Origin of the sequence: Microcystis sp. M20BS1, from assembly GCF_020245305.1 — a bacterium.
Lineage (GTDB): Bacteria > Cyanobacteriota > Cyanobacteriia > Cyanobacteriales > Microcystaceae > Microcystis > Microcystis ichthyoblabe_A.
This window is the reverse complement of record NZ_JADBUZ010000178.1, coordinates 20,249-36,194: the sequence shown is the minus strand read 5'-3', so window position 1 is coordinate 36,194 and position 15,946 is coordinate 20,249. Positions and strand designations below refer to the sequence as shown.

The window sequence follows — 15,946 nt, the reverse complement described above, 5'->3', positions numbered from 1 at the left end:
TCATCAAATTAGTCCCCCCATAGAACCCCCTTGAGCCATCTTGCACACTTTTCTCTTTTTGTCAAATTTTATGTTAAGAAAGATGTGACTAATGGATAGCTTATTAAGGGGGGACTAAGGGGGGATCGGCACCCCCCTTATCAAGGGGGATCCCCCCGCCTTCGGCTTCCCCCCTTATCAAGGGGGGCTAGGGGGGATCGAACCTAAAATCCATTTTTAATTTAATTATAACCAGCTACTTAGTTTTATTATACTGGTTTCCCCGTCCCTAACCGGCAGCCGAATAACATTTTTGTACTACTTTTCCCAAATATATTTAAACCTAGGGTTGATCTAGCCTATGCTAAAAAGAGGGGGATTAAAATCGCTCCTAGACTTTAATTGCAAATTTAGGATACTGCACAGATGGGCAATCTATTTGATGATGTTAGTCGCTTTCTTGAAACCCAACTGGAAGAATTTCTCAAAAGTCATCCCCAATTAGAATTACAGGCGCTGGTGGAACAACTGCGCGAACAGGAGCGCGATACGGCTAAACTGATTAGCGCTCTAGAAAATGAGCGTCAACGTCTCGAACAGCAAATTTTGGCCACTGCCCAAGATATCCAAACTTGGCACGCTAGAATTGATAAGGCTAAGGCCGCTGGACGGCAGGACTTGGTTAAGGCTGCCAGTGAACGCGAGGCGGCTCTATTTCGTCAGGGTAATCAACTTTGGGGACGGATGGAAGGGGTGAAAAAACGTCTGACTCAATCTCAAGAGTTACTGCAACAGATCCAACAACGTCGTCAAGAAGTGCAAATTAAAGCCGAAAAAGCCCCTAAAAATCAGTCGCGTGACTGGGAAACCACTTTTTGGGATCAACCCCAAGAATCCGACTATCAGCGCTCGAACTACGATAATCTCGATCTAAAATTTAAAGAATGGGAAATGGAAGAAGAATTGAAAAAATTAAAGCGAGAAATGGGACGATAATTACTGTTAAGTATCTAAGCACAATTAATTACACATCTAAGCCACTACTCCGTCAGACTTCTGCTGTGAGTAAACAGTGAACTGAAAACTCAAATCCGATCCCTAATAGCTGTATCCCGTCTCCTGTCTCGACTAGGAAATTAATTTTGCACGACTACTTAATTCATGATCCCTTTTTACCTTTGACTTCCTGCCAAGTGTTACCGACTCCCTGTAAAACCCCACGAATTACTAAACCAATACCCCTACCGATAACTTGGATAAGGATATAGACTACTCCATTACCCACCACCCGAAAAAAAGCGCGTAAACGAGGGGATAAAGAGTCTCTTAATTCTAAGGCGATCGAAACTAACCAGGGTATGCCTGTTAAACTGTTTAATTCTTCCTGTCGGGGGGAATAAATGGCTAGAGATTGAATTTCTCCATCGCTATAGTGAAATAATTGATATTGACTTTCAAAGATATCTTTAGGTTCTTGCCAATATTGTTGCCGTCGGTATTTCCAAGATAATTCATTGCGGATTTTAGCTAATTTTCTGGCGATGAGAAATTCTGACCGGTAAAGTTTTTGTTTGATTCTTTCCGATTCCGAGAAGTTATTGAGAATAATTACCGTCACCGCATTGGCAATATTATGAATGAGATTTTGCAGGATAATTTCGGCTCTGGCGATAGTTTCAGGAGCATTAGCTCGGTATTCTACTCCGTCAATAGTTAAACTATTTTCGTACACTAAATAGGAAAATAAGTCAAGAGTAAAAGGAATTTTATTGAGGATTTCTATTTGAATTGCCTCTCTTTCTTCCAGAATAATTTCATTAAGTTTGCCTTTACTAATTTCGTCATAAACCGAGGCATTAATTTCTAAAAATTTACGCGTAACTTTCTCCCAGATATCGTAAATAATCAGATTTAAGCGACTGGTTAATTCCCCGCTGCTAACCTGTAAATATCTCATTTCATCGACATTTTTACGAATTTCATCGAGAACTAAATATAATAATTCCCGTTGCCGATTATCCTGTAAAACATCAATTTCAAAACTAATCTTTGTTCTATTAATTAAAGGCGATCGAATAACTGCTAAAGTGGACTCAAAAACTGCCGAAACACAGAGGGGACGCTCGCGGCTTAAAATTGGTAATTCCCGATCGATATTGTTAATTATTATCGGAGGTGTCGCTGAAGCTGAATTGTAATAGCTCCCTTCCAGGGGAATTAGTTTTCTCACTAGCCATAGGGCTGCTAAAAGTTCTCGTTTTCTTCCCTGCCAATAAAAGCGATCAAAGCCGGATAAAGACTGTTGATTGAGGTGGAGATCAATTAAATGTAATTCACTTTCGATGCGATTTAATCCCGTTCTTCCGGCAGTGATTAACCAATGGCTAGGGGCTAAACTTGGACGGTTAGCAATGGTGAGAGGGGAAGGGACAACATCGTGGGATTCATCCCGGGAAATTTGCCCTAAAATAGTGATAAATTGCTCTAGGTTTGTGCCTTTGGGAATATAACCGGCGATGCCTAATTCTCTGGCGATTAGTTGCTGTCGGGAGTCGAGAGGAAAGGTTAATAGAACAATTTTACTTTCGGGATAGCGAGAGTGGAGAATTTCACAGTAAGACCAATCAAAGAGAGGATCAATAATAATAATTTCGGGGGCCGGATTAAGAGTCAAGGCGAAAATTGTTTCTAAATCCCCTTCGGTGACGATACTAATATTTTCTATCTGCGACAAGGCCTGCACCAGACCCAAGCGGAAAATCGGGTCATTATCGATGATAATTAGGGTGAGAGGGCGATCAATCACAAGAGTTGCAGCCTGTCAACGGATACTATTCACAGGGTCAATTATACAGTGATCTGGCTCATTTGTTTTGTTTATAGCCATAGAAATCGATGCGATAATCGGTAATTTTTACCCCCGTCGATGCCTCGATCTGTTTAATTAATTCCGGGGGAAGTTGGATATGCACATCGATGATTTCTTGACTGTCCAGACAATTGATGTGACTGTGGGAATCGCTGATGTTGCCGTAGAGTCTGCCGTCCCAGCGTTCCACAGATTCGATAATGCCTTGACCCGATAGAGCCTCTAGGTTTTGGTACACTGAGGTATGACCGATGTTTTTTCCTTGCAGATTGAGACGATCATAAATTTCTCGCGCTGATAGGTGTTCCTGCGCTTGCCACAGCAATTCTAAAATATAGCGACGCTGACGACTAACCCGCATTCCTAAAGTTTGACACCTTTCGATCGCATCTTCTAAACACCGGATCGGTTTTTGTTTTACCTCCAAATTGTCCATAGTTGTATCCGTTGACCTCCGCCCTAATACATAGTCATTACCAGTTTAGCTTAGTCTTTCGATCGATGTCCACATTGCCCCAGTTTTTAGCCCATCTCAGAGCAGTTATCTCAATGGTGAGATAAAAAATTTTCGTTGTAGGGAGACAAGAGCGCCAGAGTAGGAAGGAAAAGTCTGAGCATTTGTACTAAAAATCTCAACTTACACAATTCTGGCTTTAAGTCAATAGCCTTTACAAAACTTCAAAAATTGCAGCATAAAAAAATTTCATCACTGGCGGCTTTTTTTGGGCAAGAGAATCAACACAGTCCCCTGATTGCCTTGGTTTTGCCTTGATTTAAAGTTTAATGCTTAAACTAAGCCCACAGAATACCACGATCATACCATATTATTAAATCTAGGCAACCCCGATTTACAGCTAAATTTTGGCAAATTCTGGGAAAATCAAAATCTTGTAACTTACTTGTTACATTGAACTAATCGCCCCAAATATTTAAATATTTTAATTATTTACCTTAAATTTATAATTTTTACTTATTCTTGAAGGCTGATTAACTAGGGTTGGGCAAAAAAGCTTGTAAGCTCTATTTAAAGTCAGTCGAGTCGCTTAGTATCGGGAGACAGATGTGACTTGTATAGCTTCCCAGTTTTTGAGATTTGAAGACTTTTTAGAAGCATTTTGAAAGTGTCTTAGCTGATGGATTAAATATGAATTATCAGCCATAGAAATCTTCATCAAGAATCTGTTCTAAAGAAAAAGGGCAGTCTAAGGGATATGCTTCCTCTGGAGGAATCGCAATTCCAAAGTCAGCCAATTTACTTTCCTTGATGGCAATTTTGCGACCTTTAGGATAGGTTTTATCGATGGCGATTGCTAGATGAGATTTCAAAGAAGGGGTGTTTTCTAGTAAGGCGACAACTCGTTCCCTGTGTTCGACAATGGAGCTATACCAGCTAGATTTCATGCTTTCAGGGGCGGAGGATTGTACTTTTAATTTCAGTAAATGAGCCAGCAAAATCATTAAATTTCCTTCCAAGGCATTTTTATCTGATTTACCCAATTCTTTCAACTCCTCAACCAAATGAGATACATCTAATGCCTGAAAATCTCCTTGTTCTAACTGACCTATTGTTGTTATCAGCCATAATTGAAAATCTTGTTCATAGAGTTCTGATTTAGTTATCATAATTGCTTCGATAATAGTTAATATAGATTGAATTGTACTCTATTTTGCAGATTTCGGATGTTGCAATCGGTAAATGTTAAGTTTTACTACAGGATTTAACATCTGCGCCTATGCCCTATTCCCTTATCCTTAGGATAAGCGGTTAAAATACATCTTAGCTTAAGGACTAGAGAATATTATGAGACTAGAAAGAGAAGATTTTGATTGGGCGGTACAACAAAACCTAATTACTGCCAGCCAAGCTGAAAATTTATGGACGGCTTTTATATCCCGTTATCCCCAAGAAGATGAAGTTAATCGCCCTCGCTTTAATTTTGCTAATGTAGCCTATTATTTTGGGGCATTAATTGTTATCTCTGCCCTGGGGTGGTTGATGAACGAAGCTTGGGAGAGTTTCGGTGGTGCAGGACTATTTTTTATCGCCCTGTTTTATGCAATTTGTTTTATTTTTGCGGGGAAAAATCTCTATTTTCAGCAAAATCTCAAAATCCCCGGCGGCCTTTTATTTACCATGGCAGTGGCAATGACTCCCTTAGCAATCTATGGTTTACAACGCTGGACAGGATACTGGCAAGCCGGATATCCAGCTATCTATCGAGATTTCCATACCTGGACTAAAGGCAGTTGGTTTTTAATGGAATTAGGCACGATTATCGCAGGATTAATAACTTTGCGATTTGTTAAATTTCCTTTTTTAACTGCACCGATCGCCTTTAGTCTGTGGTATATGTCAATGGACTTAACCTCTTTACTATTTGGAGAGAACGAATATACATGGAGACTGCGACTGTGGGTATCCTTTTGGTTTGGAATTGCCTGTTTAATAACTGCCTATTTAATTGATGTACGTCAGCGCCGTAGTCGGGGTGATTTTGCTTTTTGGCTGTACTTATTCGGATTAATTATGTTTTGGTTTAGTTTATCTCTCCTCATCGATGATAATGAAGCGCAACGATTTTTGTACTGTCTAATTAACTTGGGATTGATGTTATTATCCGTCCTGCTAAAAAGAAGATTATTTGTGGTTTTTGGAGGTATCGGAGTATTTGCCTATCTTTCCTATCTCTCCTATCGTCTCTTTGCCGATTCAATTTTCTTTCCCTTTGCCCTAACCGCCCTGGGACTTGGTATTATCTATATGGGAGTTTTGTATCAGCGTCATTACCCCACCCTAGCTAGATTTATTGAAAGTTATATCCCTCTCGAATGGCGCAATTTATTACCCAAAGATAGATAATTAGGAGAAATGGTTTTTCAGTGATCAGTAAACAGTAATCAGTAAACAGTGAACTGATAACTCACATCTGATAACTGATCACTGATAACTGATCACTGATAACTGATCACTGATAACTGATAACTGATAATCTTCCTTCTATGCGAATACTTATCGTTGACGATGAAAAAGAATTAACCGAACCCTTAGAACAAATTCTTGCTCAAGAAGGCTATGAAGTTGATATTGCTGATAATGGTCGGACGGGGTTAGAATTGGCACAAGAGAATAATTATGACCTCTTAATTCTCGATTGGATGTTACCCCAGCAATCCGGATTACAAATCTGTCAATATTTACGGGATCAGGGGGACACCACTCCCGTTTTGTTTCTAACCGCTAAGGATACCATAGACGATCGAGTGGCGGGATTAGATGCTGGTGCTGATGATTATTTAGTCAAACCCTTTCAACTGCGAGAATTATTAGCGAGAGTCCGCGCTTTATTGCGTCGTTCTCCCAATTTTGAAGCTAGTAATAGCAGTAAACTAAAATGTGCTGATTTAGAACTCGATAGCGAAAATCAAGTGGCCTATCGTCACGGTCGCACGATCAGTTTATCAGCAAAAGAAATACAATTGTTAACTTTATTTATGACCCATCCGGGGCAACTTCTCACCCATGAACAAATTTATCAGCATCTCTGGTCAGAAGGGGAGCAACCTAATAGTAATGTGGTTCCTGCCCTGATGCGCTTACTGCGTCGTAAAATCGAAGCGCCTGGAGAAACACCTCTAATTAATACTGTCTATGGGAAGGGCTACCGTTTCGGGGAAAATTAGGGAATGCTGAAGGATAATGAGAATAAGTAGCTGGTTATAATTAAATTAAAAATGGATTTTAGGTTCGATCCCCCCTGCCCCCCTTGATAAGGGGGGATTAAGGGGGTATCCCCCCTTAATAAGGGGGCATCTGATAATTTTTAACGCCTACCTACTTAGCAACTGATTACTGATTACTGATATATGTTATCCTGCCTACAAATTGAAAATTTTACCCTCATCGATCGCTTAGAATTAACTTTCGGCAGCGGATTAAATGTACTGACCGGTGAGACGGGGGCAGGAAAATCGATTATATTAGATGCGATCGATATTGTTCTCGGTGGTAAAGTCAATCATCGCGTCATCCGTCAGGGAAGCCAACAATCAACCCTAGAAGCGACTTTTTCTCTGACTCCAGAATTAATTGTTTGGCTAGAAAGTCAGGAAATTGACCCATTAGAGGATAATAGTCTGACCATCAGCCGGGAATTAGTGATTACTAATAATTCCTTGCGTTCTCGTTCTCGGATTAACGGAGTCGTCGCTAATCGCCAACAAATGGCGCAAATAAGAGATTTTTTGGTAGAAATCACCGCCCAAGGTCAAACAGTTCAGTTAATGGACGCTAATCGACAGAGGGAATTATTAGATCTCTACGGGGGTGAATCCCTGCTGCAGCAGCGGGAAAAGGTAGCCACAGCCTACGCTAACTGGCAAGAAAGCAAGAATATTTTCAATAATAGATTGCAATCGGAACAAAATCGCCTACAGAGATTAGATTTATTAGAATATCAACTAAAAGAACTAGAATCAGCTAATTTAACTGACGCTAACGAGTTGGAACAGTTAGAACAGGAAAGAAACCGACTCTCCCACGGTGTCGATTTACAAAATTCCAGCTATCAAGTCTATCAACTACTCTACCAAAATGATCGCGATCAACCCGCCGTCGCTGATTTGTTAGGAAAAGCTGAAAATATCTTGACAAATATGATGGTTTATGATAGCAGTTTAGAGCCAATTTTAGAGATGGTGCGATCGGCATTAAATCAGGTGGTGGAAGCGGGACAGGAAATCAACGTTTATGGGGATAGTCTAGAGGCAGATCCGGAGAGATTGAACGAGATAGAAGAGAGAATTGTCCAACTTAAGCGCATTTGTCGCAAATATGGCCCAAGTTTAGCCGAAGCGATCGATTATTATCAGAAATTACAGCAGGAATTAGCGGAGTTGACGGGAGAAGGACAATCGATTGAGGAATTAGAAAAAATTTGTCAGCAACAGGAAAAAATCTATCGAGAAACTAGCACTCAGTTGACCTTTTTGCGACAAGAAACCGCTAGTCAACTAGAAAAACAATTGGTACAGGAATTAAAACCTTTAGCCATGGAAAAGGTGATTTTTGTCTGTCGGATTAACCCGGGTAATCCTAGCAGTCTGGGAGTCGATCAAGTGGGATTTTATTTTAGTCCCAATCCAGGGGAAAAAATCCAACCTTTATCCAGTACCGCTTCCGGAGGAGAAATGAGTCGTTTTCTCCTAGCGTTAAAGTCCTGTTTTTCCCAATCCCAATCGGCAGCGACAACCCTAATTTTTGACGAAATTGATGCGGGAGTATCGGGAAAAGTTGCCCAGGCAATTGCCGATAAATTAGATCAATTAGGTCAACAATATCAAGTTTTGTGCGTTACTCATCAACCCTTAGTGGCTGCTTTAGCTGATCACCATTTTCGCGTTTATAAACAAATGATTGCCGAAGATGATTCCACTAATCTCTCGGAAATTCGCACGGTTGTCCGGGTTACTTCTCTCGATAATCGTCAGACGAGAAGGGAAGAATTGGCACAATTAACGGGAGGAAATTCGGCAGCGGCTGCCATCGCTTTTGCCGAGTCTTTATTGGAGAAAGCGGCTGCCAAAAAACAGCAGGATTTAACCTTGAAATTGACTGATTAACCAACGTCCTACCTGACTTTGATCTCTGGTGCGTGCCTGTTGTAAAGCTGACTCTAAAACCGCAAGTCTTAAATTAGGTAAAACCTTTGATATATCAATTCTTTTACTACCTCGATCGATTATTTTAAAAGCGAATATTTGGGGATAATCGACGTTAACACTCCAGTATTCACTAACTCCTAATTCTTCATAGAGTAAGCGTTTATTACCTAAGTCATCATTAAGGGTAGATTTTGAGATTTCAATGACTAAATCTGGTGGGGGATACTGATTCAAATCAATAATCAAAGTACCGTAGGGAATCAGATTAGCTTTCTCGGCAAAATAATAAGATATATCCGGTTGAACTTCTCGATAACCAGACCTGCGAAAACTGCAATTATCTTTGGCATTAAAGGTCAGATTTTTTAGGGTGGCATAGAGACTAACAGCGAAGATCAAAATAGCATGATCGCTGGCATGATCGTTACCAATAGGAGTCATTTCTAATCGATAATAGCCATTGTGATAATAACTTTTTCCTTGATTTTCTGGGAAGTTTTTAATTGCTTCTAAGTATTCTTCCCAACTAGCTTTCATCCATAAATCTGTCGAGATAGTAGTTTCTAGCTGTTGCATAATATTAGCCTCGATTTTATGGGGTTAACCTTGAAATTGACTGATTAACCAACGTCCTACCTGACTTTGATCTCTGGTGCGTGCCTGTTGTAAAGCTGACTCTAAAACCGCAAGTTTTAAATTAGGTAAAACCTTTGATATATCAATTCTTTTACTACCTCGATCGATTATTTCAAAAGCGAATATTTGAGGGTCATCTACCTTAACACTCCAGTATTCACTAACTCCTAATTCTTCGTAGAGTAAGCGTTTATTACCTAAGTCATCATTGAAGGTAGATTTTGAGATTTCAATGACTAAATCTGGTGGAGGATACTGATTTAAATCAATAATCGAAGTCCCATTTGGTATCAGATTCGCTTTCTCTCCTAGATAGTAAGATATATCTGGCTGCACTTCTCTAATTCCTCTTTTGCGATAAGAACAAGTGGGGAGTCCTTGAAAAGGAATTTCTTTGAGGATAGCGTAGAGACTCACCCCCAAAAAGACAACATGATGATCTCTAGCGTGTTCAAATCCAATAGGAGTCATTTCTAATCGATAATAGCCATTGTAATAATAACTTTTTCCTTGATTCTCTGGGAAGTTTTTAATTGCTTCTAAGTATTCTTCCCAACTACCTTTAATCCATGAGTCAGTTATCCCCCTAGTTTCTAGCTGTTGCATAGTTATCCTGTCTCGCTTTGAACTTTTTCTCTAATTATAGCAATTATTGATCAAATCAGAACTAGGGAACTGAGCAAGTATAATGATAGAATAGATTAATTGAGAAAAAATTAGCCCAATTATGACCACAACTTATGATTACATAATTATCGGTGGTGGTATCACCGGTTCCGTTTTAAGCTACGAACTAGCTAACCTAGGCAGTCGAGTCCTTTTATTAGAAAAAGAAACCCATCCCCTCAATGCCACTTTCTACAGTTACGGGGGTTTAGCCTATTGGTCGGCCACCACAGAAATCGAGAGAAAATTATATCAAGAAGGTCGAGAAATTCAGCGCAATTTATCCCAGGAATTGGGCATAGATAACGAATACCGGGACATAGAGTTAATTCTCACCGTTAACCCCGAAGATGATCCGGTCACTGTGGCCGAAAAATTTGCTATCTTTGCTATTACTCCCGAAATTCTCGATCCGCAAGCAGCGATCGCTTTAGAACCCCTATTAAATCCCGCTGCTATCTCCGGAGCTTTACGACTGCCCCACGGTCACATCAACGCCGAAAAAACTAATCTTGCCTATCAACAAGCTTTTCTGCGTCTGGGAGGCACGATTATTCGGGAAGCTGTCATCGAATTAATTGAAACTGCATCGAGAATTACCGGCGTAAAAACTCCTAAAAATAATTATTCTGCCGGGGAAACTATCGTCTGTGCGGGGGGATTAACCCGGTCTTTACTGCAAAAATCCGGTATTGCTGCTCCCGTCTATTTTACCCATGCCCAGGTGATCAAAATTCCCCCCACTGAGATCAAATTAAACACCCTAGTTATGCCCGCAATTCCTGCCAGATTGCTATTAGAGCAAAAAATCACCCAACTAGAAAAGCAGGGCATTTGGCAGAGAGAAACCCCAGAAATAATTGCCAGTGTTTTAGAAACGGGGGCGGTACAATTCCGGGATCAAAGCCTTTATCTAGGGCAAATTAGCGCCATTATCACCGATCCAGATGCGAGTTTAAACCCTCTGACGGGGGAAAAAGCAATACGCGCCGCCGTGGGGACATTGCTGCCCTCTTTAGCCTCTCTCCCCGGCAGCTGTCATCATTGCCTAGTGGCCTTTGCCCCCTCGGGACGGCCTCTGGTGGGAGCGATCGCCGATAAAGTGGGATTGCAGGTATTTTCTGGTTTTACCAGTACACTTGTATCGGCTCCGCCCCTAGCTCGACGTTTTGCGCGTCATCTGCTGGGGGAAAATGACGAAATAATTAGGGTTTGCTGAAAAAGTTTTTCGTGGGGACAGGGTGTGGGGTGTGGGGTGTGGGGTGTAGGTTTTTACCCATTTTCATCTGGTAAATTACCTAATTTTCAGGGAAAAAGTCCCAGAATTTTCCCCCCGATCCCTCCCAGCTCTGGGACTTTTTGATTGACCAAAAGTCTAAAAGTCTTACCCAACAAGGTTTTTAGATTTATTTAGCAAACCCTAATTGCTAATTGACAAAAGTTAAGAGAGAAATTAACTGATGGTTGCAATTAACCCTAATCGACTTTTTCCAATTGCCAAAGAATTTGGTTTCCCTCGCGTCTGACCCGGGAGATTACCCAATTTCGCCACGGCCAATGGTCGCCGCGACTGGTAACGGCCCCTGGATTAATATCCATTAAATCGGCCACTTCGGCGCTGGTAATCAAATAACCGCGATTGGCCACTTCATCGGCAATGCGTAGGGTTTCGATCAGATGTCTTAGCTGGTCAACTCTTTCTCCCCGGGGTAATTGGATTTCATCGCCAGCGCTATTAGGTGGTTCATTCATGATGATGGTCTGGTCAAAGTTGATTAACAATAAAAATTGTCGGTTAAGGCAAACAATCAAGCTTTCCTCTCGTTATTCTATCGATTCTATCAATAATAGTTGTCATCAAAACAGTCCTATCTCCTCGAATCTTACCGTCATATCTTTACTAAAACCCTAAAAACCTCTTGACAAAAAACACAAAGTATAGTAACGAAATTCAGGGAACGGGGAAAGTGGTTAGCGGTAACTGATAACTGATCACTGATAACTGCTATAAAATTGGACTAGCCTTTTTCCCCAGAAAAAAAATTCCCCCTCCATGACCTTAATCCTCTACAACACCCTCAGTCGTCGCGAAGAACCCTTTACCCCCCTCATCCCCGGCATTGTCTCCATGTATTGCTGCGGCATTACCGTCTATGATTATTGCCATTTGGGTCATGCGCGTACCTGTGTGGTTTGGGATGTGGTGCGGCGTTATTTGGAGTATCTCGGTTATAAAGTGCGCTATATTCAGAATTTCACCGATATTGACGATAAAATTCTCAATCGGGCTAAAAATGAACATACCACCATGGCAGCCGTAGCCGAGAAATTTATCGAGGCCTACTTTGAGGATATGGCAAAATTAGGAGTCAGACCGGCGGACGCTTATCCCCGGGCCACTCATACCCTCGACGGTATCAAGCGCCTAGTCTATGAATTAGAACAAAAAGGCTATGCTTACCCCAGCGATGGCGATGTTTACTACTCCGTCCGTCGTTTTTCTGATTATGGCAAACTATCGGGGCGAAAACTGGATGATCTGCAAGCTGGCGCCAGCGGCCGGGTAGAAACCGACGACCCGGAAGCAATTAAAAAACAAGACCCCTTTGATTTTGCCCTCTGGAAGGGGGCAAAACCGGGGGAACCTAGTTGGGATTCTCCCTGGGGCCAAGGTCGTCCGGGCTGGCATATTGAATGTTCGGCCATGGTTAAAGAACAATTGGGAGAAACTATCGATATTCATGTGGGGGGAAGTGATCTGATTTTTCCCCACCACGAAAACGAAATTGCCCAAAGTGAAGCGGCTACGGGTAAACCTCTAGCCCACTATTGGTTACATAATGGCATGGTTAAGGTGGCCGGGGAAAAAATGTCGAAATCCCTCGGTAATTTCATCACTATTCGCGAGTTATTGGCAAAATATGACCCCTTAGCCGTGAGATTATTAATTTTAGGCGCCCAATACCGCAAACCGATCGATTTTTCCGATGAGGGATTGCAGGCGGCCACTAATGGCTGGCATACTTTACAAGAGGGTTTATCCTTTGGTTATAAGCATCTTCCGCCCGATAATCCCAGAATTACCGACCAAGAGCTAGAAAATCGCTTTCAAGAGGCGGTAAATCACGATTTTAACTTTGCCGGTGGTTTAGCAGTGTTATTTGAAATCGCTAAGGAATTACGCAAGGAGGGTAATAATTTAACCCATGCGGGTAAGACAGACAGCAATCTGGCCCAATTAGCGGTAAAATGGCATACTTTGGTGAAATTGTCTAGGGTTTTGGGCTTAGAAATTGCCGCTGACCAGGGAGAAACCCCTGTTTCTGAGGGAATTAGTGCAGCGGATATCGAAAATCTCATCCAACAACGGACAGAGGCAAAAAAAGCGAAAAATTACGCCGAAAGCGATCGCATTCGTGCAGAATTAAAAGCCCAAGGCATTAGTTTAATCGACCAACCCGGGGGAGTGACTAAATGGTTAAGAGAGGGAGACTAGAAATTCTTTAACCACTTCCTCTACTTTGCGATTGCGGCCATCCACCTGATAGTTTAATTTCTGCATAGTGCTGGAGGTAATTTTGCCAGTGAGTTTGGCTAAAACCTGTCGCAATTGCGGATATTTTTGCAAACTATCCCGGTTAAAAATCGGTACCGCTTCGTAGGGAGGAAAATAGCGTTGATCATCTTCTAGGATGACTAAATCTAGCACGGGAATTAAGCCATCGGTGGAATTTCCCGCCACTAAATCCACCTGTTTTTCGGCTAAAGCGCGGTACATTAACCCTAAATCCATCACTTTCGGGGGTTGGGCAAAAGTTAGGCCGTAGGTCTTTGCTAATCCCTTGTAACCGTCTTCCCTTTCCAAAAATTCATAACCAAAACCCGCTTGCCAATTGGGGGTATATTTAGCCACCTGCGAGAGAGTTTTAAGATTGTATTGACTGGCGGTTTCTCCCCGGATAACAATGGCGAAAGTATTCTCGAATCCTAAACTGGGAAAGACTTCTAGATTAAATTTTTCTGGATAAATCTCTTGCAGCTTTTCAAAGACTAATCGGGCATCGTTCAGGGGTTTTTCCTGTAAAATTCCCGTGAAAGCCGTGCCAGAATACTCCACATAACCGTCGATTTTACCCGCTTTCACCGCTTCATGACAGATCAGAGTACCACCGAGATTAAATTGACGTTCAACCCGTAAATTCGTCTCTTTTTCGATTTCCTGTGCCAAAATTTCCCCTAAAATCACCTGTTCGGTAAAATTTTTGGAACCGATCACCACTGTGCCGGGGGATGAATGGAAAATTTGAGTCAAGAGGAAAGATAGCAAGGCCAACCCAATTAAACCTAAGCCCCATTGCCATTTAGAGGGCTTTTTCGGACGTTGCGAAGGGGAAAAGGTCTTTTCTAGCCGACCGAGACTCCAATCGGCAACAAGGGCTAAAAAAGCGGCAGGAATTGCCCCCGCCAAAATTAACTGATTGTTGACCGTGGCAATACCGCGAAAAATAAACACTCCCAAACCACCGCCACCAATGGCGGCTGCGATCGTAGCTACACCGATAGCAATCACCGTGGCAATTCTCACTCCTGCCAAAATTGTCGCCCCTGCCAAGGGTAATTCGATATAGCGCAGGATTTGACCGTCGGTCATGCCTAGGGATAACCCGGCTAATTTTAATTCGGGATCAACTTTTTTGATGCCCAGATAGGTATTTAAAACAATTGGCAGTAAAGTATAGAGAGTTAGGGCAACAATAGCGGGAATTTTGCCGATTCCTCCCAAAAAAGGCACGGAAATTAAAAAACCAAATAGGGCTAAACTGGGGATAGTCTGTAGGGTGTTAACGATCGCTATAATCGGTGGGGCGAGAATAGCTTGACGACTAATTAAAATACCTAGAGGAATCCCGATTAAGCTACCCATAGCCATGGCTATTCCCGTCAAGAAAAGATGCTCTCCTGTGCGAAAAGCGATTTCCCCCCCATAATCTAGCCAAAAACTATCCATAAACTTCCCTTAAAGCGGCTGCTTCATCCTATTGTATAGAATAAATAGTATCTATTAGTTCCAGTCTTGATTTAAAGATTCTATCACCATCTTGACATTATTTCCTCCCTAAAGACCAATGACTAACAAATTTAATCCTCGGGCTAAAACTGTTGCCGATTGGGCCTATATCGGTATTGATAAACATTTTCATAAAGTTCTTAGACACGAAGCTGGGGTTTTACTCGATCAGGATACGGAAGAATTACATCAAATTCGTGTGGGAATGCGCCGTCTTCGCAGTACTTTAACTGGTTTTGCACCCGCTTTAACCATGCCGAAATCTGCCGATCAAAAACGGGTGGGTAATCTGGGCAGAATTTTAGGAGAATTGCGGGATTTAGATGTGTTAAAAGAGGCTTTTATCGGTCATTATCAGCCAATTTTGCCCCCGAAAGAACAGGATTTACTAAAGAAAGTTTTACAAGTTCTCGAACAACAAAGAAAAAAGGCATTTGCTAAGGTAGAAAAGCTGTTAAAGTCCGATAAATTTCTCAATTTTAAGGCAGATTTTGCCAGTTGGTTGGATAATCCCACCTATCAACCGATAGGAAAATTAGATATTGCCACGGTTTTACCAGACTTATTATTACCGCAAGCGAGTCGCTTTTTACTGCACGAAGGCTGGTTAGTTGGGGTAAATTTAGAGGAAGATCAAAAAGTAAGAGAGTTTTCTAGTCAAGAAATTGATGACTTATTGGAAAAGGAAGGATTATTACTGCATGATCTTCGCAAAGAAGCCAAGCGTTCCCGCTATAATATGGAGTTATTCACTCAGTTTTATGGCGACAAATATCAAGAGTACCTAGAAGATATTAAAAACCTTCAAAGTATTCTCGGAGAAATGCAGGATTGTTGTGTTCTCTCGGATTTTCTTAGCCAAATTTTCCCCAATTGTCTCGCCAAGGAAATGCCCACCTTACTCGAAATTTTCCGAAATATCCGTCACCAAAAATGGCAAGAATGGCAACCCTTACAAAAGAAATTCCTTGACGCTGACACCAGAAAAAGTCTGCACAAGACAATTTTACAGCCTATTTTTCGGCCAAATAGTGTAAAATTAGAAACTAATCCAGAATCCTGAGATT

The 15,946-nt window shown here is 41.5% G+C and carries 14 protein-coding genes; 7 read left to right on the top strand and 7 right to left on the bottom strand.

Features of this window, described 5'->3' with window-relative positions; translation table 11 throughout:
- Positions 1-405: 405 nt before the first annotated feature.
- Positions 406-975, top strand: coding sequence for a TIGR04376 family protein (locus IM507_RS17460; RefSeq protein ID WP_123230840.1), 570 nt, complete (start codon positions 406-408; stop codon positions 973-975).
- Between the two features lie 163 nt (positions 976-1,138).
- On the opposite strand, the gene IM507_RS17455 is transcribed toward IM507_RS17460, so the two are convergent.
- The 3 genes from IM507_RS17455 to IM507_RS17445 all read right to left on the bottom strand — a co-directional run bounded on the left by IM507_RS17455 (position 1,139) and on the right by IM507_RS17445 (position 4,471).
- Positions 1,139-2,785: a DUF3685 domain-containing protein gene (locus tag IM507_RS17455; RefSeq protein ID WP_002733029.1), complete on the bottom strand. Its 1,647-nt coding sequence runs from the start codon at positions 2,783-2,785 to the stop codon at positions 1,139-1,141.
- Positions 2,786-2,843: 58 nt separating this feature from the next.
- Entirely contained in the window at positions 2,844-3,284 is a 441-nt protein-coding gene (locus IM507_RS17450) for a Fur family transcriptional regulator (RefSeq protein ID WP_002731825.1), read from the bottom strand.
- Between the two features lie 716 nt (positions 3,285-4,000).
- Positions 4,001-4,471 (bottom strand): DUF29 domain-containing protein, encoded by a 471-nt coding sequence (locus tag IM507_RS17445; protein WP_002733042.1) that lies wholly within the window; start codon positions 4,469-4,471, stop codon positions 4,001-4,003.
- 178 nt (positions 4,472-4,649) lie between these two features.
- Here IM507_RS17445 and IM507_RS17440 point away from each other — a divergent pair, with 178 nt between their 5' ends.
- From IM507_RS17440 to recN, 3 genes are all read left to right on the top strand, one after another.
- On the top strand, positions 4,650-5,708 hold the full coding sequence (locus IM507_RS17440) for a DUF2157 domain-containing protein (RefSeq protein WP_002734966.1): 1,059 nt from the start codon (positions 4,650-4,652) through the stop codon (positions 5,706-5,708).
- A gap of 140 nt (positions 5,709-5,848) precedes the next feature.
- Positions 5,849-6,529: a two-component system response regulator RppA gene (gene rppA, locus IM507_RS17435; RefSeq protein ID WP_002793954.1), complete on the top strand. Its 681-nt coding sequence runs from the start codon at positions 5,849-5,851 to the stop codon at positions 6,527-6,529.
- Positions 6,530-6,712: 183 nt separating this feature from the next.
- A complete protein-coding gene (gene recN / locus IM507_RS17430; RefSeq protein WP_287637404.1) occupies positions 6,713-8,467 on the top strand; it encodes a DNA repair protein RecN in 1,755 nt (584 codons plus the stop codon).
- Here the strand turns inward: recN and IM507_RS17425 are convergent.
- Together IM507_RS17425 and IM507_RS17420 are read right to left on the bottom strand one after the other, a co-directional pair.
- Positions 8,444-9,085, bottom strand: coding sequence for a Uma2 family endonuclease (locus IM507_RS17425; protein WP_069475132.1), 642 nt, complete (start codon positions 9,083-9,085; stop codon positions 8,444-8,446). The two genes, recN and IM507_RS17425, sit on opposite strands and share 24 nt — an antisense overlap.
- Before the next feature lie 24 nt (positions 9,086-9,109).
- Complete coding sequence (locus tag IM507_RS17420; RefSeq protein WP_123230842.1) at positions 9,110-9,751, bottom strand: Uma2 family endonuclease; 642 nt, start codon at positions 9,749-9,751, stop codon at positions 9,110-9,112.
- Positions 9,752-9,872: 121 nt separating this feature from the next.
- Here IM507_RS17420 and IM507_RS17415 point away from each other — a divergent pair, with 121 nt between their 5' ends.
- Positions 9,873-11,030: an NAD(P)/FAD-dependent oxidoreductase gene (locus IM507_RS17415; RefSeq protein WP_287637403.1), complete on the top strand. Its 1,158-nt coding sequence runs from the start codon at positions 9,873-9,875 to the stop codon at positions 11,028-11,030.
- A gap of 257 nt (positions 11,031-11,287) precedes the next feature.
- Here IM507_RS17415 and IM507_RS17410 read toward each other — a convergent pair whose 3' ends face one another.
- Positions 11,288-11,563 (bottom strand): hypothetical protein, encoded by a 276-nt coding sequence (locus IM507_RS17410; RefSeq protein ID WP_002732855.1) that lies wholly within the window; start codon positions 11,561-11,563, stop codon positions 11,288-11,290.
- 301 nt (positions 11,564-11,864) lie between these two features.
- Here IM507_RS17410 and cysS point away from each other — a divergent pair, with 301 nt between their 5' ends.
- Positions 11,865-13,307 (top strand): cysteine--tRNA ligase, encoded by a 1,443-nt coding sequence (gene cysS / locus IM507_RS17405; protein ID WP_287637402.1) that lies wholly within the window; start codon positions 11,865-11,867, stop codon positions 13,305-13,307.
- Here cysS and IM507_RS17400 read toward each other — a convergent pair.
- Positions 13,290-14,819 carry a glycine betaine ABC transporter substrate-binding protein gene (locus tag IM507_RS17400; RefSeq protein WP_069475129.1) on the bottom strand — a complete coding sequence of 510 codons (1,530 nt, stop codon included), beginning with the start codon at positions 14,817-14,819 and terminating at the stop codon, positions 13,290-13,292. The genes cysS and IM507_RS17400 overlap by 18 nt on opposite strands.
- Before the next feature lie 118 nt (positions 14,820-14,937).
- Here IM507_RS17400 and IM507_RS17395 point away from each other — a divergent pair, with 118 nt between their 5' ends.
- Positions 14,938-15,942 carry a CHAD domain-containing protein gene (locus IM507_RS17395; protein ID WP_069475128.1) on the top strand — a complete coding sequence of 335 codons (1,005 nt, stop codon included), beginning with the start codon at positions 14,938-14,940 and terminating at the stop codon, positions 15,940-15,942.
- Positions 15,943-15,946 lie beyond the last annotated feature (4 nt).